This is a genomic window from Cereibacter ovatus, from assembly GCF_900207575.1.
GTDB classification, from domain to species: Bacteria; Pseudomonadota; Alphaproteobacteria; order Rhodobacterales; family Rhodobacteraceae; genus Cereibacter_A; species Cereibacter_A ovatus.
Map to the genome: position 1 here is coordinate 60,118 of NZ_OAOQ01000006.1, position 18,788 is coordinate 78,905.

21 protein-coding genes and 1 tRNA gene are annotated in these 18,788 nt (G+C 66.3%); 14 read left to right on the top strand and 8 right to left on the bottom strand.

Translation table 11 applies throughout. The features are described from left to right. Window positions 1-59 precede the first annotated feature (59 nt). The 11 genes from murI (at window position 60) to CRO07_RS18660 (ending at window position 8,998) form a co-directional block, all read left to right on the top strand. A complete protein-coding gene (gene murI / locus CRO07_RS08815) occupies window positions 60-872 on the top strand; it encodes a glutamate racemase (protein WP_097030332.1) in 813 nt (270 codons plus the stop codon). 25 nt (window positions 873-897) lie between these two features. Then, on the top strand, window positions 898-1,926 hold the full coding sequence (gene argC / locus CRO07_RS08820) for an N-acetyl-gamma-glutamyl-phosphate reductase (protein ID WP_097030333.1): 1,029 nt from the start codon (window positions 898-900) through the stop codon (window positions 1,924-1,926). Window positions 1,927-1,949: 23 nt separating this feature from the next. Continuing rightward, a complete protein-coding gene (gene ccmE, locus CRO07_RS08825; RefSeq protein ID WP_097030334.1) occupies window positions 1,950-2,402 on the top strand; it encodes a cytochrome c maturation protein CcmE in 453 nt (150 codons plus the stop codon). Window positions 2,403-2,463: 61 nt separating this feature from the next. Then, window positions 2,464-3,075 (top strand): holin-associated N-acetylmuramidase, encoded by a 612-nt coding sequence (locus tag CRO07_RS08830; protein ID WP_097030335.1) that lies wholly within the window; start codon window positions 2,464-2,466, stop codon window positions 3,073-3,075. Next, window positions 3,066-3,554 (top strand): holin family protein, encoded by a 489-nt coding sequence (locus tag CRO07_RS08835; RefSeq protein WP_097030336.1) that lies wholly within the window; start codon window positions 3,066-3,068, stop codon window positions 3,552-3,554. The genes CRO07_RS08830 and CRO07_RS08835 overlap by 10 nt, the downstream gene beginning before the upstream one ends. 79 nt (window positions 3,555-3,633) lie before the next feature. Beyond that, a complete protein-coding gene (gene argS / locus CRO07_RS08840; protein WP_097030337.1) occupies window positions 3,634-5,376 on the top strand; it encodes an arginine--tRNA ligase in 1,743 nt (580 codons plus the stop codon). 69 nt (window positions 5,377-5,445) lie between these two features. Then, window positions 5,446-6,396: an SPOR domain-containing protein gene (locus CRO07_RS08845; protein WP_097030338.1), complete on the top strand. Its 951-nt coding sequence runs from the start codon at window positions 5,446-5,448 to the stop codon at window positions 6,394-6,396. Further along, complete coding sequence (gene nagZ, locus CRO07_RS08850) at window positions 6,393-7,409, top strand: beta-N-acetylhexosaminidase (protein WP_097030339.1); 1,017 nt, start codon at window positions 6,393-6,395, stop codon at window positions 7,407-7,409. Before CRO07_RS08845 ends, nagZ begins: the two co-directional genes overlap by 4 nt. Then, window positions 7,402-8,187 carry a segregation and condensation protein A gene (locus tag CRO07_RS08855; RefSeq protein WP_097030340.1) on the top strand — a complete coding sequence of 262 codons (786 nt, stop codon included), beginning with the start codon at window positions 7,402-7,404 and terminating at the stop codon, window positions 8,185-8,187. The genes nagZ and CRO07_RS08855 overlap by 8 nt, the downstream gene beginning before the upstream one ends. After that, entirely contained in the window at window positions 8,187-8,822 is a 636-nt protein-coding gene (scpB, locus tag CRO07_RS08860; RefSeq protein WP_097030341.1) for an SMC-Scp complex subunit ScpB, read from the top strand. Before CRO07_RS08855 ends, scpB begins: the two co-directional genes overlap by 1 nt. 2 nt (window positions 8,823-8,824) lie before the next feature. Then, a complete protein-coding gene (locus tag CRO07_RS18660; RefSeq protein WP_176504529.1) occupies window positions 8,825-8,998 on the top strand; it encodes a hypothetical protein in 174 nt (57 codons plus the stop codon). A gap of 79 nt (window positions 8,999-9,077) precedes the next feature. On the opposite strand, the gene CRO07_RS08865 is transcribed toward CRO07_RS18660, so the two are convergent. Next, on the bottom strand, window positions 9,078-9,767 hold the full coding sequence (locus CRO07_RS08865) for a DUF1045 domain-containing protein (protein ID WP_097030342.1): 690 nt from the start codon (window positions 9,765-9,767) through the stop codon (window positions 9,078-9,080). Window positions 9,768-9,889: 122 nt separating this feature from the next. Between CRO07_RS08865 and CRO07_RS08870 the strand changes: the two genes are divergently transcribed. Further along, window positions 9,890-10,816, top strand: a complete 927-nt coding sequence (locus CRO07_RS08870) for a CehA/McbA family metallohydrolase (protein WP_097030343.1) — start codon at window positions 9,890-9,892, stop codon at window positions 10,814-10,816. A gap of 4 nt (window positions 10,817-10,820) precedes the next feature. On the opposite strand, the gene CRO07_RS08875 is transcribed toward CRO07_RS08870, so the two are convergent. After that, on the bottom strand, window positions 10,821-11,285 hold the full coding sequence (locus CRO07_RS08875; protein WP_097030344.1) for a disulfide bond formation protein B: 465 nt from the start codon (window positions 11,283-11,285) through the stop codon (window positions 10,821-10,823). 240 nt (window positions 11,286-11,525) lie between these two features. On the opposite strand from CRO07_RS08875, the gene CRO07_RS08880 reads away from it, so the two are divergent. Then, window positions 11,526-11,609: transfer RNA gene (locus CRO07_RS08880), tRNA-Leu, on the top strand. Window positions 11,610-12,148: 539 nt separating this feature from the next. After that, on the top strand, window positions 12,149-12,802 hold the full coding sequence (locus tag CRO07_RS08885; protein WP_235840959.1) for a Hint domain-containing protein: 654 nt from the start codon (window positions 12,149-12,151) through the stop codon (window positions 12,800-12,802). 57 nt (window positions 12,803-12,859) lie between these two features. On the opposite strand, the gene CRO07_RS08890 is transcribed toward CRO07_RS08885, so the two are convergent. The 6 genes from CRO07_RS08890 to CRO07_RS08915 form a co-directional block, all read right to left on the bottom strand. Further along, window positions 12,860-13,471, bottom strand: a complete 612-nt coding sequence (locus CRO07_RS08890) for a nucleotidyltransferase family protein (protein ID WP_097030345.1) — start codon at window positions 13,469-13,471, stop codon at window positions 12,860-12,862. A gap of 1 nt (window position 13,472) precedes the next feature. Further along, window positions 13,473-14,768, bottom strand: a complete 1,296-nt coding sequence (locus tag CRO07_RS08895) for a branched-chain amino acid ABC transporter permease (RefSeq protein ID WP_097030346.1) — start codon at window positions 14,766-14,768, stop codon at window positions 13,473-13,475. Next, window positions 14,765-15,775, bottom strand: coding sequence for a branched-chain amino acid ABC transporter permease (locus CRO07_RS08900; RefSeq protein ID WP_097030347.1), 1,011 nt, complete (start codon window positions 15,773-15,775; stop codon window positions 14,765-14,767). Before CRO07_RS08900 ends, CRO07_RS08895 begins: the two co-directional genes overlap by 4 nt. 3 nt (window positions 15,776-15,778) lie before the next feature. Further along, window positions 15,779-16,489 carry an ABC transporter ATP-binding protein gene (locus CRO07_RS08905; protein ID WP_097030348.1) on the bottom strand — a complete coding sequence of 237 codons (711 nt, stop codon included), beginning with the start codon at window positions 16,487-16,489 and terminating at the stop codon, window positions 15,779-15,781. An 83-nt stretch (window positions 16,490-16,572) separates the two neighbouring features. Further along, window positions 16,573-17,355, bottom strand: a complete 783-nt coding sequence (locus CRO07_RS08910) for an ABC transporter ATP-binding protein (RefSeq protein ID WP_097030349.1) — start codon at window positions 17,353-17,355, stop codon at window positions 16,573-16,575. Between the two features lie 122 nt (window positions 17,356-17,477). Then, the gene (locus CRO07_RS08915) at window positions 17,478-18,662 is read right to left on the bottom strand and encodes an ABC transporter substrate-binding protein (protein WP_097030350.1); all 1,185 of its coding nucleotides are present in this window, start codon (window positions 18,660-18,662) and stop codon (window positions 17,478-17,480) included. Window positions 18,663-18,788: the final 126 nt, after the last annotated feature.

Here is an 18,788-nt window from a genome sequence, read left to right on the forward strand (position 1 = left end):
TGCTGCGGCATGATCCTATGCTGGCCGCAGCAGACAAACCCTGAGGGGCGGGGGCAGGCATGGCGGTTGGTGTGTTCGATTCGGGGCTGGGTGGCCTCACGGTGCTGGATGCGGTGCAGCGGCGGCTGCCCGATGTGCCGTTTGTCTACTTTGGCGACAACGCCCACGCGCCCTATGGCGTGCGCGACGCCGAGGATATCTTTCAACTGACCTGTGCCGCGACGGAACGGCTGTGGGCTGAAGGTTGCGATCTGGTGATCCTTGCCTGCAACACCGCTTCGGCGGCGGCGTTGAAACGGATGCAGGAAAGCTGGATTCCCCGCGACAAGCGCGTGCTGGGGGTGTTCGTCCCGCTGATCGAGGCACTGACCGAACGCCAGTGGGGCGACAACAGCCCCCCGCGCGAGGTGGCGGTGAAGCATGTGGCACTGTTTGCCACGCCGGCGACGGTGGCCAGCCGCGCCTTCCAGCGCGAACTGGCCTATCGCGCGATCGGCGTGGATGTCGAAGCCCAGCCCTGCGGCGGTGTGGTCGATGCGATCGAGCAGGGCGACGAGATTCTGGCCGAGGCCCTTGTGCGAAGCCATGTCGAGGCGCTGAAACGGCGGATGCCGCATCCGCAGGCCGCGATCCTTGGCTGCACCCATTATCCACTGATGGAGCCGGTGTTCCAGGATGCGCTGGGGGCCGGGGTGACGGTCTATTCGCAGGCGAACCTTGTGGCCGAAAGCCTTGCGGATTATCTGGCGCGCAGGCCGGAATTCCTTGGCCGTGGCACAGAGTCGAAGTTCCTGACCACGGGCGATCCGAAGTCGGTCTCGAACAAGGCGACGCAGTTCCTGAAACGGCGGATCGAATTTCAGGCCGCGTAACGGGAACCCAACGGAAGATACGGATATGGAACACAAAATCGCCATTCTTGGCGCCTCGGGCTATACCGGGGCCGAGTTGGTCCGGCTGATTGCCACCCATCCGAAGATGCGCATCGTCGCGCTGTCGGGCGACCGCAAGGCCGGGATGGCCATGGCCGAGGTGTTTCCGTTCCTGCGCCATCTGGACCTGCCGCAGCTGCAAAAGATCGAAGATATCGATTTTTCCCGCGTGGACCTTGCCTTCTGCGCGCTTCCTCATGCGACGTCGCAAGAGGTGATCGCCCGTTTGCCGCGCGATCTGAAGGTGGTGGATCTGTCGGCCGATTTCCGGCTGCGCGATCCTGCGGATTACGAGACATGGTATGGCAAGCCTCATGCCGCGCCCGATCTTCAGGCCGAAGCGGTCTATGGCCTGACCGAGTTCTACCGCGCCGAGATCCGCTCGGCCCGGCTGGTGGCGGGCACCGGCTGCAACGCCGCCGCGGGGCAATATGCGATCCGGCCGCTGATCGAGGCGGGGGTGATCGACCTTGACGATATCCTGATCGACCTGAAGGCCGGGGTCTCGGGGGCGGGGCGCAGCCTGAAGGAAAACCTGCTGCACGCCGAGCTGTCGGAAGGCACGCATCCCTATTCCGCGGGCGGCAAGCACCGCCATCTTGGCGAATTCGATCAAGAGTTCTCGCGCGCCGCAGGGCGCCCGGTGCGGGTGCAGTTCACACCGCATCTGACGCCGATGAACCGCGGGATTCTGGCCAATGTCTATGTCAAGGGCGACCCGCGGGCGGTGCACAAGGCGTTGTTTGATCGCTATCTCACGGAAACGTTTCTTGAAGTGCTGCCGTTCGGCGCGCTTCCCTCGACCCGGGATATCCGGGGTTCGAATTTCGTTCATGTCGGCGTGATCGGGGATCGCATCCCGGGGCGCGCCATGGTGGTCGTGGCGCTGGACAATCTGTGCAAGGGCAGCTCTGGGCAGGCGATGCAGAATGCCAATCTGATGCTGGGGCTGGACGAGGCGACCGGCCTGATGCTTGCACCGCTGTTCCCGTGACGTGACCGCAGGATGAGGAACCGATGAAGGGTCTGAAGAAGAAACGCCGTATCCAGATCATCGCGCTGGCATTCGTGGCGCTGGCGGGGTCGACGGCGCTGATCGGCTTTGGGATGCGTGACGGGATCAACTTCTTCCGCTCGCCCAGCCAGGTGGTCGAGGCGCCGCCGCCCGCGACCGAGGTGTTCCGCATCGGCGGTCTGGTCGAGAAGGGCAGCCTGACCCGGGGTCAGGGTGAAACCGTCACCTTCCGCGTGACCGACACCAACGCCACCGTTCCCGTCAGCTACAAGGGCGTCCTGCCCGACCTGTTTGCCGAGAATGCCGGCATGGTCGGCACCGGGCGGCTGGTGGACGGCACCTTCGTCGCCACCGAGATCCTTGCCAAGCATGACGAATCCTACATGCCCAAGGAAGTCGTGGATGCGCTGAAAGAGCAGGGCGTGTTCCAGCACGAGACCCCGCCGAACGGCTGATTAACCACGGTTTGAACCGGCTCTGACAGGCTGCGCCCCGGACAACGGCTTTGGGGATGCCATGCGGACCGTTCAGCAGATTGCAAAAGAGATCGTCGCCCGCGAGGGCGGCTTCGTCAACGACCCCGACGATCCGGGCGGTGCCACCAACTATGGCGTGACCATCGGCACGCTGCGCCGGCTGGGTTTCGACACCACGGGCGATGGCAAGGTCGAGGTCGAGGATGTGCGCAAACTGACCCGCGCGCAGGCCGAGCAGATCTTCATCGAACATTACTTCCGCCGCCCGGGTGTCGGCAACCTGCCCGAGGCGATCCAGCCCTCGGTGTTCGACATGTATGTGAATGCCGGCGCCAATGCGGTGATGGTGTTGCAGCGCCTGTTGACCGACATGGGCTTTCCCTGCACCGCCGATGGCCTGATTGGCCCGATCACCATCCGCGCCGCCCAGTCGGCGTGGGAAGCCGCCTCGGGCCATCTGGCTGATGCCTATGCCATTGCCCGGCGCAATTATTACTATTCGCTGGCCGACGCCCGGCCGGCGTCGCGCAAATACGCCTGCCGGCGCGATGGCGGCAAGGGCGGCTGGATCACCCGCGCCGAGGAGTTCATGGCCGCGCGCTATCGGTTGAGCGACGAGCAGCACAAGGCGAGGGTGGAAAAATGGGCTTGATCGGACGGATCGTCGGCGGAAGCGAGGGGGTGGCGGCCTTCGGGCAGACCGTGAAGGACGTGGCCGAGGTGTTCCGCCCCAATGCCACGCGCGAGATGGAGTTGTCGGCGCAGGCGCAAAGCGAGGCTTTGCAGCAGTTTTCCGAAGAATTTGCCAATGGTGGCAACAGCCTGTTTGATCGGATCGTGAACGGGGTGAACCGGCTGCCGCGGCCGATGCTGGCGTTTGGCACGTTGGCGCTGTTCACCTATGCGATGGTGGACCCGGAAAGTTTCGGCACCCGCATGTCGGGGCTGGCGCTGGTGCCCGATCCGCTGTGGTGGCTGTTGGCGGCGATCGTGGGCTTCTACTTCGGCTCGCGCGAGGCGCATTATTTCCGCACCCGCGCCCCCGCGGTCATGGCGGCTCACGCCGCTCAGACATCGCCGGGGCAGGACACCAACGCCGCAATCGAGGAATGGCGGGCCGAGCGGTCCTGACCCCCAGGTCCGGCGGGCGCCATTGACCTGTGCGCCCGCCTCTGGCAAAGCCGGGGCAACAGTCAGGACAAGTCCCGGAATGAACCTTTTTACCGAAATCCGCAATCTCGTGACGGCCGAACTTGGCGCGATGACGGCCGCGGGGGATCTTCCCGCAGGTCTCGACCTTTCTGCCGTCACGGTCGAGCCTCCGCGCGATCCGGCGCATGGCGACATGGCGACCAATGCCGCGATGGTGCTGGCCAAGCCCGCGGGCAAGCCGCCGCGCGCCATTGCCGAGGTGCTGGCCGCCCGTCTGGCGGCCGATCCGCGCCTTGCAGGCGCCGAGGTGGCCGGGCCGGGCTTTCTCAATCTGCGGCTGAAGCCTGCGGTCTGGCAGGGGCTGGTGGCCGATGTGCTGGGGCAGGGCGCGGATTACGGCCGCTCGTCCATCGGCGCGGGTCAGAAGGTGAACGTCGAATTCGTCTCGGCCAACCCCACGGGTCCGATGCATGTGGGCCATGTGCGGGGCGCGGTGGTGGGTGATGCGCTGGCGCGGCTGCTGGCCTTTGCCGGCTGGAACGTGACGCGGGAATATTACATCAACGACGGCGGTGCGCAGGTCGATGTGCTGGCGCGCTCGGCCTTTGAACGCTACCGCGAGGCGCATGGGCTGGAGCCCGAGATCCGCGAAGGCCTGTATCCCGGCGACTATCTGATCCCGGTGGGCGAGGCGTTGAAAGCGAAATACGGCGCCAGTCTGCTGGATCAGCCCGAAGCGGTCTGGCTGGCCGATGTCCGCGATTTTGCGGCCGGAATGATGATGCAGATGATCCGCGAGGATCTGGCCGCGCTTGGCGTGACGATGGATGTCTATTCGTCCGAAAAGGCGCTTTACGGCACCGGCAAGATCGAGGCCGCGCTGGCCCGGCTGGAAGGCATGGGCCTGATCTACGAAGGCGTGCTGGAGCCGCCCAAGGGCAAGCTGCCCGAGGATTGGGAACCGCGCGAGCAGACGCTGTTCCGTTCGACCGCGCATGGCGACGACGTGGATCGGCCGGTGAAGAAGTCCGATGGCAGCTGGACCTATTTCGCCCCCGACATCGCCTACCATTATGACAAGGTGACCCGCGGCTTCGATCAGTTGATCGACATCTTCGGCGCCGATCACGGCGGTTACGTCAAACGGATGAAGGCGGCGGTCGCGGCCTTGTCCGATGGTCGCGTGCCGCTGGATGTCAAGCTGATCCAGTTGGTGAAGCTGTGGAAGAACGGCGAGCCCTTCAAGATGTCGAAGCGCGCCGGCACCTATGTCACGCTGCGCGACGTGGTGGAACAGGTCGGCGCCGATGTGACCCGCTTTGTCATGCTGACGCGCAAGAACGACGCGGCGCTGGATTTCGACTTTGACAAGGTTCTCGAGCAGTCGAAGGAGAACCCGGTTTTCTACGTCCAATATGCCAATGCCCGGATCAACTCGGTGCTGCGCAAGGCGCGCGAGGCGGGGATCGACGTGTCGGATGCCGCCCTTGCCGCCGCCGATCTGGCCCGGCTGGATCACCCGGCCGAACTTTCGCTGATCGGAAAACTGGCCGAATGGCCCCGTCTGGTCGAGATCGCCGCCCGCACGAACGAGCCGCACCGGGTGGCGTTCTATCTGCACGAACTGGCCTCGGACCTGCATGGTCTGTGGAACCGCGGCAATGACGAGCCCGGCTTGCGCTTCCTTCAGGACGATTCCGCCACTTCCCAGGCGAAAATCGCCCTTGCCCGGGCCGTGGGCGTTGTGATTTGCGCCGGTTTGGGTATCTTGGGCGTCACTCCGGTCGAAGAAATGCGCTGAAAAATGCATCCGCCGGGGCATAACAGGCAAGCAGCGCCGGGGTTCACCCCGCGCGCAGTGAGGCAGGGCATGGCGGACGTGGATTTCGACGATTTCGAGGGCTATTATGCCCCGCGGCGGCCTGCAAAGGTGCAGCGTCTGATCAACATCGCGGGCGGCGTGTCGTCGATCGCGCTGATCCTTGGGCTGGCGATCTGGGGCTATCGGTTGGCGGTGCGCGATGTGCACGGAATTCCGGTGGTGCGCGCGATCGAGGGGCCGATGCGGATCGCCCCCGACAATCCCGGCGGCGAGATCGCGGCCCATCAGGGCCTGGCGGTGAACGACGTGCCGGCCGTGGGCACGGCCGCGCCCCCGCCCGAGCGGCTGGTTCTGGCGCCAAAGCCGGTGGAACTGGCGTTGGAGGATGGGCCCGGTCTTGAAGCGCCCTCTGCCGCGCCGGTTGAGGCGCCTGTTGCGGCAACGGTGGCGCCCGAAACCACGGTCGAGGCTGACCTTCCCGCCCCCGATGCCGACGCGACCAAACTTGCGCTGGCAGAGGCATTGGCCGATACGGTCGAGCCCGAACCGACCATGTCCGCGCCCGTCCTGCCAGAGCCCGAGACCGCAATGCCGGTGGTCGAGCCTGCCCCCCCGGGTGCGGTCACACGCTCGCCGGTGCCGCCGCCGCGCCCGGCGCGGCTGGCCACCCGCGCGGCCCCGGCACCCGCTGCGGCCGCTGCCCCGGCCGCGGCCAGCAGCCGCGATGTCGATTCCGCCTCGCTTCCGGCGGGCACCCGTCTTGTCCAGCTTGGCGCCTTCGACGATGCCGAATCGGCGCGGCGCGAATGGGACCGGCTGGTGGGCCGTTTTGGTCCGCTGCTGTCGGAAAAGGGCCGCGTGGTGGTTTCGGCGCAAAGCGGCGGGCGCACCTTCTACCGGCTGCGCGCCTCGGGCTTTGCCGATGAAGCGGACGCCCGCCGGTTCTGCTCGGCGCTTCTGGCCGAAGATACCGCCTGCATTCCGGTCGCCGTGCGATGAGCGAGGCCGGCCGGTCGGCCTGCATCTTCGGCTGCTCCGGCCCCCGCCTGACCGAAGCCGAGCGTCGCTTTTTCCGCGAGGCCGACCCGTTCGGATTCATCCTGTTCGCGCGGAACATTGAAAACCCCGTGCAACTTTCTGCTTTGACTGCGGAAATCCGCGTGGTGGTCGGGCGGGATGTGCCGGTCTTCGTCGATCAGGAAGGCGGCCGCGTGCAACGCCTGCGCCCCCCGTTCTGGCATGACTGGCTGCCGCCGCTTCAGGCGGTGCGCACGGCGGGGCCGGATGCGGCGCGGATGCTGTGGCTGCGCTATCGGCTGATCGCGCAGGAATTGCGCGCCGTGGGCATCGATGGCAATTGCGCGCCGGTGGCCGATCTGCTGGGCCCCGACACGCATCCGTTTCTGGCCAACCGCTGCCTCTCGGATGATCCGGCGCAGGTGGCGGCTTTGGCGCGGGCCGTGGCCGAGGCGCATCTGGCGGGCGGCGTTCTGCCGGTGGTCAAGCATCTTCCGGGCCATGGCCGCGCCGCCGCCGACACCCACCACCAGTTACCGACGGTCGCGATCGCGGCTGATGTGCTGACGGCCACCGATTTCGCGCCCTTCCGCGCGCTGGCCGACCTTCCGCTGGCCATGACGGCGCATGTGGTGTTTTCGGCTTGGGGTGATACCCGTCCCGCGACCTGTTCGCCGGCGATGATCGGGGTGATCCGCCGCACCATCGGCTTTCAGGGTCTTCTGATGACGGATGATCTGTCGATGGAGGCGCTTGCCGGTCCGATCAGTGTGCGGGCCGCGGCGGCCTTGGCTGCGGGCTGCGATGTGGTGCTGCACTGCAACGGCGATCTGGCCGAAATGGGGGCCGTTCTGGATGCATCCGGCGCGATGACGCCCGCGGCCGAGGCCCGCGCGCGGGCCGCGCTTGCCGCCCGTCGCGCGCCCGAACCTGTGGATACCGCTGCCCTTCTGGCCGAACATGCGCGCCTTCTTGCCGGGCATGGTCATGGCTGACGACTGGGATGAGGGGCGATCGCTCAGTGTCGCCGACCGGCTGGCGGCCGAGGCGCTGATCGTCGATGTCGAGGGGTTCGAAGGCCCGCTGGACCTGCTGCTGACGCTGTCGCGGACGCAAAAGGTGGACCTTCGCCGGATCTCGGTCCTGAAACTGGCCGAGCAGTATATGATTTTCGTCAATCAGGCCAAACAGTTGCGGATCGAACTTGCGGCCGATTATCTGGTGATGGCCGCCTGGCTCGCCTATCTGAAAAGTCGGCTTCTTCTGCCCCCCGATCCGACCGAGGAAGGCCCCTCGGCCGAGGATCTGGCCGCCCATCTGGCGTTTCAGCTGGAACGGCTTGAGGCGATGCGCGATGCGGCCGCCCGGCTGATGGCCCGCGACCAGAGGGGGCGCGACTTTTTCGTTCGCGGCCTGCCCGAAGATGTGACCCTCCAGCGCAAGGTGACCTGGACCGCGACACTGGTCGATCTGATGCGCGCCTATGCCCGCATCCGCACCAAGGACGAGTTCCGCCCCTTCGTGATGGACCGCCACCACGTCTACACCATGGAACAAGCCCTTGAACGGATGCGTGGAATGCTGAACTGGTTCGGTGACTGGGCCGACCTGAACGGCTATCTGCCCGAAGGCTGGGACGGCCACCCGATGCGCCGCCGGTCTGCTACCGCGGCGCATTTCGCGGCCATCCTCGAAATGGCGAAACGGGGCCAGATCGAGGTTCGACAGGGCGAGACCTTCGCCCCGATCCAGATCCGCCGTAAGGAGTGCTGATGAACGAGCGCCCCGAGAAAAGCCTGTTCGATGCGCCGGTGATGGCCGAACAGGAACGCATGGTCGAGGCGATCCTGTTCGCCTCGGCCGATCCGGTGACGGTGGCCGAGCTTTCGGCCCGGATGCCGCATGGCTGCGACCCGGCCGAGGCGCTGATGCATCTGCGCAGCCGCTATGAGGGCCGCGGCGTGCATCTGGTGCGGGTGGGCGACGCCTGGGCCTTCCGCACCGCGGCCGATCTGGGTTTCCTGATGCGCAAGGAAACGGTCGAGCAGAAGAAACTGTCGCGCGCCGCGATCGAGACGCTGGCCATCGTCGCCTATCACCAGCCGGTGACGCGGGCCGAGATCGAGGAGATCCGCGGCGTGGCCGTCAGCCGCGGCACCATCGACCAGCTTCTGGAAATGGACTGGATCCGCTTCGGGCGTCGGCGCATGACGCCCGGCCGGCCGGTGACCTTTGTGGTGACGGATCACTTTCTGGATCATTTCGGGCTGGAATCCGCCCGCGATCTGCCGGGGATCAAGGAATTGCGGGCCGCGGGGCTTCTGGACAACAGACCGCTTCCGGGGAGCATCCGACAGCCTGACGACGACGAGCCCGTTACGGGCCAAAGCGAACTTTTCGAGGATTGAGAATGGCAAAGACTGGGTTCTTCACCCGAATTATGAACCTGTTTGGCAAAGGCGGCAGCCCTTCGGCCCGCCCCGCGCCACAGGCGGCGGTGTCGCAGCCACAGGCCAAGCCCGGCCGTGCCGCAGCCAAGCGTGCGCGCAAGGCCGCGCTGATGCACCGCCGCGGCGGTCGCTGAGACCAAGTCGCAGGCGATCGTCCGGGGTATGGCGCCTGATCCGCGCCGGATGCTGGGCTGCGTGCGCGTGATGGCGCCGTTATCGCAGCAGCGGCAGACGTTCCAGCATCCGGAACCGGCCGTCGGTGGTCTCGCCGAACAGGCACAGGCTTGCCACCCGGATCGGCTGCGACACCAGCGGGTCCATCACGGGCGCCAGCACAGTCGCGACCTGCGCCAGTTCGGCCTCTGGCAACTCGCCGGTCAGGGTCAGGTGGAAATTGAAGTCGTCGAACACATAGGGATAGCCCCAGTCGGCCAGATAGCCGCGCTGGCGCGGGGTCAGGCGGTCGGGGCGGCGGCGGGTGTGCTCGGCCGCGGTCAGGGGGGCGCGGAAGCCGTCCAGTGCGCGAACCACCTCGGCCGCCAGTTCCGACAGCGCCGCATCCTCGCCCGCGGGCACCAGCGCAAGGAAGCTGCCGATCCGCCCCAGCCGCAGGCCGGGCAGCGTGACCGGCGCCAGATAGGGGCAAAGTGCGACCACCGCCGCATGCAGATCGGTGACATCCAGCCCGTCGGCCAGCCGGAACGGCGCTTTCAGCGTGCCATGCAGCCCGTATTTCCGCGGTGCCTGCGTCAGCAGCGCGATGTCGCGCGGCAGGTCGGCAAGCGGCGGATGCTCGACCGGCTGGGCTGTGGTCGGATCCCATCCCAGCCACGCCGCGCCAAAGCGGGCCAGCGGTCCCGGCTCTGGCGTCCAGTAGATCGCATATCGCGTGAAGCCTTCCATCCCTGACCTTTCCGCCTGCGCAGCCCCAGCATAGCGAAGCCTGCTGGTGAAGGAAGACCCGCCGCAGGGCATTCCCAGGCCGACGGATCGCCGCTAGGCTGGGCCGACGACAAGAGGACGCCATGCCCCGCACCCTGCCTGCCTTTACCGCTCCTGGCCGCTTCTGGCGCGGCAACCTGCACACCCATTCCAATCGATCGGACGGGGCACTTGATCCGGCCGAGGTCTGCCGGCGCTATGCCGACGAGGGCTATGACTTCCTGTCGCTGACCGATCATTTCATCGGCCGTTACGGCTTTCCCATCGTCGATACCCGGCCGTTTCGCTCTGCCCGTTTCACCACCCTTCCGGGGGCCGAGCTGCATTCCGGCGCGATGGCCAATGGCGAGCTTTGGCATATCCTTGCCGTCGGCCTGCCTGATGATTTCGTTCCGCCCGCCGTGGCCGATTTTCGTGCCGATCCCGCGCAGGAAAGCGGGCCGGATCTTGCGGCCCGCGCGGTGGCAGCCGGGGCCTTTGTCGCGATTGCGCATCCGCAATGGTCGGGGCTGACGCTGGCCGATGCCCGCGCGCTTTCGGCCGCCCATGCGGTCGAGATCTACAACCACGGTTGTGCCATGGGCTGCGAGCGGCCCGATGGCGCGGCTCTTGCCGATCTTCTGCTGACCGAGGGGCGGCGCCCGACGCTGATCGCCACCGATGACGCCCATTTCACCGAACCCGACCATTTCGGGGGCTGGGTGATGGTGAAGGCCGAGGAAAACGACCCCGAGGCCCTGCTTGCTGCGCTGAAATGCGGCGCGTTCTATTCCAGTCAGGGGCCAGAGCTGCGTCAGGTCGCCATCGACGGCGACATGATCGAGATCGAGTGTTCCGCGGTCACGGCCATCACCCTGCAAGGTGCGGGCACCGCGGCCACGGCGGTGCACGGGCTGTCGATGACCCGGGCGCGGATGCCCTTGGCCCGGTTCCGCGCCAGCCCCTTCGTCCGTGTCACCATCCGCGATGCGGGCGGGCGGCGGGCGTGGTCGAACCCGATCTTCCTGTGATCGATCAGGCGCGCCGGAAGGCGGCGAAAAGCCAGATCGCCACCAGCGCCGCCGAAATGATCGCGTTCCAGCCCGCCATCGAGATGCCGGCCATTTGCCAGGCGATCTCGTCGCAGCGCACGACGCGGCCCACATCGACCGCCGGGTTCAGTAGATCCGAAGACGATATTCCCTCGATCGATCCGGTCGAGCAGAAGGCGAAGCCTTCCCACCATTTCTGCTCGACGCCAGCGTGAAACACCGCGATGGCGGCCGACCCGGCCGCGCCAAGCGCCCCCGCAAGAGCCACGCCCCGCACCGGCCAGACCAGCGCCACCGCCCCGGCCAGCACCGCCAGAAGATGCGGCCAGCGTTGCCAGATGCAAAGCGGGCAGGGTGGCAGGCTGACCAGATACTGAAACCCCAGCGCCCCGATCAGCAATCCGGCCGAGCCCGCCGCCGCCACAAGCATCGCAAACCTGCGCGTCATTCCCGCCTCCGCCTTCCTGTGCCGGTGCGCGTTGCATCACGCGCCCGGCCTGCGGTCAAGCCTCGACCGTGCCCGGCGGTGCCCGTGTCGCCCCGGATGGGTCCGGGGCCTGTGGCGGCGCGCCCGCATCGATCCCGGCCCCCGTGACCGCGTGTCGTCAGATTTCGGCCGTTTCCGCTCCGACAGGCGTCAGCGGCCGATTGACGGGCCGCGGGCTGCGGGATAAACGGTTCCTCGCTTGCGGGTGTGGCGGAATGGTAGACGCAGAGGTCTCAAACACCTCCTCCTCACGGAATGTCGGTTCGAGTCCGACCACCCGCACCAGAAATCCCGGCTTCAAAGACAGGCGATTCGTTGCGGATGCGGCGTTTGGCGGGCTTTCAGGCGGCAAAAACGCCTTTGCAGAGCGGTCGTCCCGCCGCTGGGCGAGGGGTGTAAGATAATTCAGCGCAAAGTTGTGAATTGTGCGCAGGCCGTGCCCGGAGAGTATCTTTGGTATGGTGCTGTGATGCATAAGTATCTGCCCTGTGGCTGATCTCACGTTTCGGGCGGCGCGGCGCAGCTTTGGGTTGTTGAGAGGCTTTTCGCCACTTGGTTGTCAAATGCAGCGCAGACGGCGTGGATTCGGGCCCGATCGACACAGCGATACGGCAATTTCGCTTCCGCCAACATCGCGTCAAAGCTAAACTTTTTCTTATCCCGCCATGGTGGGCACGCTCTTTCGGTTGCCGTTCGGGGCCATGCGAAGGGGCGGGTATTTTGACGAAGTGCAGGCTTTGGCCGAAGATGAATTGTGCATCATGCGTTTGACATCCTGTGATTGGTCCGGTTGCCGGTCCGCCGCCGCGGGCCGGCAATCCGGCGTGCCGGGCAAGGCGCCGGCGCTTGGCTCCGCCGCCGGGCCGGGCGGGCTGGCTGGATCGCCGGTGGTGGCCTGCTTCACTCCCGGCACGCTGATCGCAACTCCGAAAGGCGAAGTGCCGGTCGAAGATCTGCGCGTGGGCGACCGGGTCATCACCCGTGACGACGGGTTGCAGGAACTGCGCTGGACAGCCTCGCGCCGGATTGACCCTGCGCTGCTGACTGCCCATCCGCATCTGAAGCCGATCGCGATCCGGCAGGGCAGTCTTGGTCGCGGCCTGCCCGAGCGGGACATGATGGTCAGCCCCAACCACCGGATGCTGGTGGCGCGCAACCTGTCGCGCCTGCATGTGCAGACACCCGAGGCGCTGGTGGCGGCCAAGCATCTGGTCGGTGGCCGCGGCATCCATCAGGTGGACTGCGCCGGCATCACCTATCTGCATGTCATGTTCGACCGCCATCAGGTGGTGCTGGCCAATGGCTGCTGGACCGAAAGCTACCGGCCCACGGCGCAGCTTCTGGACGCGATGGGCAATGCCCAGCGGCAGGAACTGTTCGATCTGTTCCCCGATCTGCGCAGCCCCGAGGGGCTGGCCGCCTATGGCGCCGCGCGTCCCGCGCCGGTGCCCGAGGAGTTGCAGGCGCTTTTGCGATAGACGCCTTTTCATCGGTGCAAGTTCCCCCAAGGAGAAAACCGATGGGGAAAGGGGCCTCTAGCGGCCCCTTTCCTTTTGCTGGCCGGCGCGCCATGCCGCCCAGTCCTCTGGCGTGTCAAGGTCGGTCACCGCATGGCGGCCCGGCAGCGCCACCGGCCGCACCCGCGCCGCGTGACGGCGCAGGATGTCGCGCCCGCCGTTGTCGCCCTGAAGGCTGACGAGTTCCGGCCGCGCCCAGACCGGAAACACGATGGGATGGCCAGGGCGCCCGTCCTCGGCGGTGGCCCGCAGGATGGACTTTGGGTCGGCACGATGGGCCTTCACCATGCGGACCAGATCGTTGGCGGTGATCTCTGGCAGGTCGGCCAGCAGGATCATCACCGCAGCGCCTTCGGGTGCGGCCGCCACCCCGGCGCGGATCGAGGCGCCAAGCCCCTCGGCGACCTCGGCCACGATCAGGCGCTGCACCGCCACCCCGTCCAGCGCGGTGCCGCGCTGTGGCCGGTCAGGAGGCAGCGTGACAATGACCGGCAAGCCCGACGCCAGCCCCTTGGCAACCTGCGCCGCAATCAGCGGGGCGCCGCCGACCTGCCCCAGCAGCTTGTCGGCGCCCCGCATCCGCGACGAGGCGCCGGCCGCCAGCACCAGCAGGACCAGCGGCGCCGCCATGTCAGCGCCCAGGGATCAGGCCCCGCGGCGAGAAGCGCAGCACCAGAAGCAGGATCAGCCCCATGGTCAAAAGCCGCATATGCGCCGCCGAATCCTGCAAATGCGTCTTCAGCCAGGATCCGTCCGCCATGCCGGCCGTAACCGTCCCGATCAGCGTCAGCCCGATCGGCTCGACCATGACCCACAGCCACCAGATCAGGAAGCCGCCCAGCACCGCGCCCCAGTTGCTGCCCGACCCGCCGACGATCACCATCACCCAGATCAGGAAGGTGAACCGCAGGGGTTGATAGGTGCCCGGCGTCAACTGGCTGTCCAGCGTGGTCATCATCGCCCCGGCGATGCCGATCACCGCAGCCCCCAGAACGAAGATCTGCAAATGCCGGCGGGTGACGTTCTTGCCCATCGCCTCGGCGGCCACCTCGTTGTCGCGGATCGCGCGCATCATCCGGCCCCAGGGCGAATTCAGCGCCAGCTCGGTCAGCGCGACGATGGCAACCAGCACCAGCCCGAACAACCCGGCATAACACAGCTTTACCACGATGGCCGAGGCCGTCATCGGATCGAAGCCCCAGGTCTGCGCCCAGTCCACGAAGGCGGCGCTGCGCTGAAGGTCGACCTCATAGGGCACCGGACGCGGCAGCGAGATCATGTTCTTCACCCCGCGCGCCAGCCAATCTTCGTTCTTCATCACGGCGATGATGATTTCGGCAATGCCCAGCGTCGCAATGGCCAGATAGTCCGACCGCAGCCCCAGTGCGGTCTTGCCGATGGCCCAGGCCGCGGCCGCAGCCAGAAGCCCGCCCGCGGGCCAGGCCAGAAGAACCGGCAGGCCCAGCCCGCCGATATTGCCGAACAGGGCAGGGTTGATCGCCTCGATCGCGGCAACGGCCGGGTCGAAGACCGTACGGAATGCAAAGAAGCCGACCACCAGCACCGCCAGCAGCGCCAGCGTCCTGACCGCACCCTTCGGTAGCCGGCGCCAGACCTGGATGGCGGCGGCAATGGTCGCAGCCCCCAGCACCAGCGCGCCCAAAACCCCCCAGCCACCCGCGGCGAACGCACCCGGCACCGGCGGCGCAGAGGTCAGCACCACGGCCAGCCCCCCCAGCGCGACAAAGCCCATGACGCCCACATTGAACAGGCCCGCATAGCCCCATTGCATGTTCACGCCCAAAGCCATGATCGCCGAGATCAGCGCCATGTTCAGGATGCCCAGCGCCGAGTTCCAGCTTTGCAGCATCCCCGTGCCCAGAAACAGCACCGCCACGAAGGCAAATAGCAGGAGCGTCCGGTTCATACCGATTTCCCCTTGAAAAGCCCGGTGGGCATGAACAGCAACACAAGGATCAGGATCGCGAAGCTGACCGCGAACTTGTAGTCGGTCGACATCAACTGCACGAGTCCATCAGGCGCCCAGTCCGCCGGAACCAGATAGGTCAGCACCTTCTTCCAGGCATAGGTCACCGTGACCTCGGAAAAGGCGACGACAAATCCCCCCGCAATGGCGCCGATCGGGCTGCCAAGCCCGCCAACGATGGCCGCGGCAAAGATCGGCAACAGAAGCTGGAAGAAGGTGAAGGCCTTGAAACTTTTGTCCAGGCCGTAAAGCACCCCCGCCGTGGTCGCCAGCGCCGCAGCCAGGATCCAGGTAACGGCCACCACCCGCTCGGGATTGATCCCCGACAGCAGTGCCAGATCCTCGTTGTCGGAAAAGGCCCTCATCGACTTGCCTGTGCGGGTGCGGTTCAGGAACCAGAACAACGCCACCATCACCACAATCGCCGTGACCACAGTGATTGCCTGCGTGGTGCGGATCGCCAGCCCCTCCTGCAGGCCGGTCATGGCGCGGAACTCGCCCGCCGTGACCAGAAACCGCTCGCCATCGGCAAAGCTGATCTCCTCGACGCCGATGATGAAGCGCACGATGCCGTTCATCACGAACATCACCCCCAGCGAGACGATGACCAGAATGGTCGGCGCCGCCTTCTGCTTGCGGTAAAAGCGATAGACAGCCCGGTCGGTGCCCAGCACCAGCGCAGCCGTCGCCGCAATCCCGAAGGGCAGGGCGATCAGCGCCGTCGGCAACGGCCCCGCGCCGATTCCGGCCGATTGCAGCGCCCAGGTGACCAGAATGGTCACCATGGTCCCGAAGGCCATGGTATCGCCATGGGCAAAGTTGGAAAACCGCAGGATGCCATAGATCAGCGTGACACCCAGCGCGCCCAGCGCCAGCTGCGCGCCATAGGCCAGCCCCGGCACGAAAACGAAATTAAGAAATGCCACAAGGGCGTTCAGGATATCCATCTTTCACCCCCCCAGGAACGAACGGCGCACCTCGGGATCGGCCATCAATGCCGCCCCCGTGTCGGTGAAGCGGTTGGCGCCCTGAACCAGAACATACCCCCGGTCGGCAATCATCAGCGCCTGCCGGGCATTCTGTTCGACCATCAGGATCGAGATCCCGGTCCGCGCCACCTCGATGATGCGATCGAACAATTCGTCCATCACAATGGGGCTGACACCCGCCGTCGGCTCATCCAGCATCAGAACCTTGGGCTGGGTCATCAGCGCGCGGCCCACGGCCACCTGCTGACGCTGCCCGCCCGACAACTCGCCCGCCGCCTGCCGCCGCTTGTCCTTCAGGATCGGGAACAACTCATAAACCTGCTCCATCGTGCCGCGGATGTCGTCGCGGCGCAGGAACGCCCCCATCTCCAGGTTTTCCTCGACCGTCATCGAGGTAAAGATATTGTGGGTCTGCGGCACGAAGGCCATGCCCTTGGCAACGCGCGCCTGCGGCGAAAGCGCGGTGATGTCCTCGCCCTCCAGCCGCACATGACCCGCCCGCAGCCGCAGCATCCCGAACACCGCCTTCATCGCGGTGGACTTGCCGGCGCCGTTCGGGCCCACGATCACCGCGATCTGGCCCTTCTCCACCGCCAGCGTGCAGCCATGCAGGATGTCGGCCGCCCCATAGCCGCCGGTCATTCCCTCGCCGATCAGGAAAGGCTCAGCCATGCCGCACCTCCCGCCCTTTCATTCTGGACCAAATATCCCCGCCGGAGGCTCCGACCGATCCTCCATGCGTCACGGCCTCACACTCACGCATGACCGACCACCTTGTTCTTCAGCCCGGTGCCCAGATAGGCTTCGATCACCCGCTCGTCATTCTTCACGTCCTCGACCGTGCCTTCCGCCAGAACCTTGCCCTCGGCCATGCAGATCACCGGATTGCAAAGCCGGGCGATGAAATCCATGTCATGCTCGATCACGCAGAAGGTGTATCCGCGCTCCTGGTTCAGCCGCACGATGGCATCGCCGATGGTGTTCAGCAGCGTCCGGTTCACCCCGGCGCCCACCTCGTCCAGGAACACGATGCGCGCATCCACCATCATGGTCCGGCCCAGCTCCAGCAGCTTCTTCTGCCCGCCCGAGATGTTGGCCGCCTTCTCATCCGCCAGATGCGAGATCGTCAGGAATTCCAGCACCTCGTCGGCCTTGTCGCGCAGCCGCCGTTCCTCGGCCGCCACCGCCTTGCGGCGGAACCAGGCGTTCCACAGGGTTTCGCCCGACTGCCGCGCCGGAACCATCATGAGATTTTCCCGAACCGTCATCGAGCCGAACTCATGCGCGATCTGGAATGTCCGCAGCAGCCCCTTGTGGAACAGCTCGTGCGGCGCAAGCCCGGTGATATCCTCGCCCGCCATCATGACCCGCCCCGAAGTCGGCTTCAGCCGCCCGGCGATCACGTTGAAAAGCGTGGTCTTTCCCGCGCCATTCGGCCCGATCAGCCCGGTGATCGATCCGGTCGCGATCTTCAACGAGGCGCCATCGACGGCCCGGAAGCCGCCGAAATGCCGGTGCAGGTTTTCGACTGCAATCATGTCTTCCCCTTCGCCCGCCGCACCGCGACCTCCCGCGCGCCGCCGGGTCTTTCTCAATAGGCAACGGCCCAGGGCGCAGCTTTCGCCCCGGGCCGTGCCGGTCCCTTATACGCTCCTTGCCGTCAGCGGAAGCGGTCCGTGACGAACTGACCGTCCTTGATGGTGTATTCGCGGAAGCTGCCCGCGCTTTCACCGGGGCCGATCAGTTCGACATTGGTCGCGCCGACATAGTCGATGTCAGTCCCCGCCTTGATCAGCTCGATCGCCTTCGCCAGATCGCCGGGATAGATCTTTTCCCCAGGCGCGTTCGCCACTTCCTCGATCTTGCCCTTGAAATCGGCCGAGGCCGACGAGCCCGCCGCCTGCATCGCCAGCAGCATCAGCGAGGCCGCGTCATAGCTTTCCCCGACATAGGTCGAGGTGCCGTCGAACCCGGCCGCCTTGGCCATTTCGACAATCTTGGCCGCGCCATCGCTGTAGGTCCCCGGCATGGTCCCGAACGAGCCGTCGATCGCGGATCCGATCGCCTGCACCAGCGACTCGCCATACATGCCGTCAGGCAGCAGGAAGGTCGAGAACGCGCCCGTGTCGACCGCGGCCTGGATCACCCCCTTGCCGCCCTGGTCGACATAGCCCGCCACCACCAGCACCTCGCCACCCGCCGCAGCAAGTGCCGCGACTTCGGCGGAATAGTCGGCCTTGCCGTCCTCATGCGCGGCCGAGATCGTGACCTTGCCGCCCGCCGCCTCAAAGGCGGTCTGGATCGCTTCGGCCAGACCCTTGCCATAGTCGTTGTTGGTGAAGGTAATGGCGACCGAGCTGATCGCGCGGTCTTTCAGCACTTCGGCGATCACTTCGCCCTGACGGGCATCCGACGGCGCGGTGCGGAAGAACAGCCCGTCATCCTCGACGGTCGACAGCGCCGGCGAGGTCGACGAGGGCGAGATCTGCACGATCCCGTTCGGCCGCGACACGGCCTGAAGGATCGCCCCGGTCACCCCCGAGCAGTCGGCGCCGAAGATCGCAACCACCTTGTCCGAGGTGACAAGACGCTCGGCCGCGGCGGTGGCGGCGGCGGCATCGACACAGGTCGAGTCGCCGCGCACCGCGGTGACCTTCGACCCGTCAAGCAGCGTGCCCGCCGCATTCACCTCGTTGATCGCCAGTTCCGCACCCGCCGCCATGCTCGGCGTGATCGATTCGAGCGGTCCGGTAAAGCCGAGGATGATGCCGATCTTGACGTCTTCCGCGCCCGCGGCTCCGCCAAGGGCCAGCGTGGCCACGCTGGCCAGTAGCAGCTTTTTCATTGAAAACTCCCATGTTGGATCGAAATCCTGCCGTTCAGCCTATTTTGCGCCGCGCCAAAAGAAAAGGGATCAAAGCGCCCAACGCGTCGCAGATCCCCAGCCCGCGCCACTCCGGCCCCGTTCTCT

What these genes read in the sequence shown, in the direction of transcription:
- murI (WP_097030332.1), top strand. Translation starts at nt 60, where the DNA reads ATGGCGGTTGGTGTGTTCGATTCGGGGCTGGGTGGCCTCACGGTGCTG.
- argC (WP_097030333.1), top strand. Translation starts at nt 898, where the DNA reads ATGGAACACAAAATCGCCATTCTTGGCGCCTCGGGCTATACCGGGGCC.
- ccmE (WP_097030334.1), top strand. Translation starts at nt 1,950, where the DNA reads ATGAAGGGTCTGAAGAAGAAACGCCGTATCCAGATCATCGCGCTGGCA.
- CRO07_RS08830 (WP_097030335.1), top strand. Translation starts at nt 2,464, where the DNA reads ATGCGGACCGTTCAGCAGATTGCAAAAGAGATCGTCGCCCGCGAGGGC.
- CRO07_RS08835 (WP_097030336.1), top strand. Translation starts at nt 3,066, where the DNA reads ATGGGCTTGATCGGACGGATCGTCGGCGGAAGCGAGGGGGTGGCGGCC.
- argS (WP_097030337.1), top strand. Translation starts at nt 3,634, where the DNA reads ATGAACCTTTTTACCGAAATCCGCAATCTCGTGACGGCCGAACTTGGC.
- CRO07_RS08845 (WP_097030338.1), top strand. Translation starts at nt 5,446, where the DNA reads ATGGCGGACGTGGATTTCGACGATTTCGAGGGCTATTATGCCCCGCGG.
- nagZ (WP_097030339.1), top strand. Translation starts at nt 6,393, where the DNA reads ATGAGCGAGGCCGGCCGGTCGGCCTGCATCTTCGGCTGCTCCGGCCCC.
- CRO07_RS08855 (WP_097030340.1), top strand. Translation starts at nt 7,402, where the DNA reads ATGGCTGACGACTGGGATGAGGGGCGATCGCTCAGTGTCGCCGACCGG.
- scpB (WP_097030341.1), top strand. Translation starts at nt 8,187, where the DNA reads ATGAACGAGCGCCCCGAGAAAAGCCTGTTCGATGCGCCGGTGATGGCC.
- CRO07_RS18660 (WP_176504529.1), top strand. Translation starts at nt 8,825, where the DNA reads ATGGCAAAGACTGGGTTCTTCACCCGAATTATGAACCTGTTTGGCAAA.
- CRO07_RS08865 (WP_097030342.1), bottom strand. Translation starts at nt 9,767, where the DNA reads ATGGAAGGCTTCACGCGATATGCGATCTACTGGACGCCAGAGCCGGGA.
- CRO07_RS08870 (WP_097030343.1), top strand. Translation starts at nt 9,890, where the DNA reads ATGCCCCGCACCCTGCCTGCCTTTACCGCTCCTGGCCGCTTCTGGCGC.
- CRO07_RS08875 (WP_097030344.1), bottom strand. Translation starts at nt 11,285, where the DNA reads ATGACGCGCAGGTTTGCGATGCTTGTGGCGGCGGCGGGCTCGGCCGGA.
- CRO07_RS08890 (WP_097030345.1), bottom strand. Translation starts at nt 13,471, where the DNA reads ATGGCGGCGCCGCTGGTCCTGCTGGTGCTGGCGGCCGGCGCCTCGTCG.
- CRO07_RS08895 (WP_097030346.1), bottom strand. Translation starts at nt 14,768, where the DNA reads ATGAACCGGACGCTCCTGCTATTTGCCTTCGTGGCGGTGCTGTTTCTG.
- CRO07_RS08900 (WP_097030347.1), bottom strand. Translation starts at nt 15,775, where the DNA reads ATGGATATCCTGAACGCCCTTGTGGCATTTCTTAATTTCGTTTTCGTG.
- CRO07_RS08905 (WP_097030348.1), bottom strand. Translation starts at nt 16,489, where the DNA reads ATGGCTGAGCCTTTCCTGATCGGCGAGGGAATGACCGGCGGCTATGGG.
- CRO07_RS08910 (WP_097030349.1), bottom strand. Translation starts at nt 17,355, where the DNA reads ATGATTGCAGTCGAAAACCTGCACCGGCATTTCGGCGGCTTCCGGGCC.
- CRO07_RS08915 (WP_097030350.1), bottom strand. Translation starts at nt 18,662, where the DNA reads ATGAAAAAGCTGCTACTGGCCAGCGTGGCCACGCTGGCCCTTGGCGGA.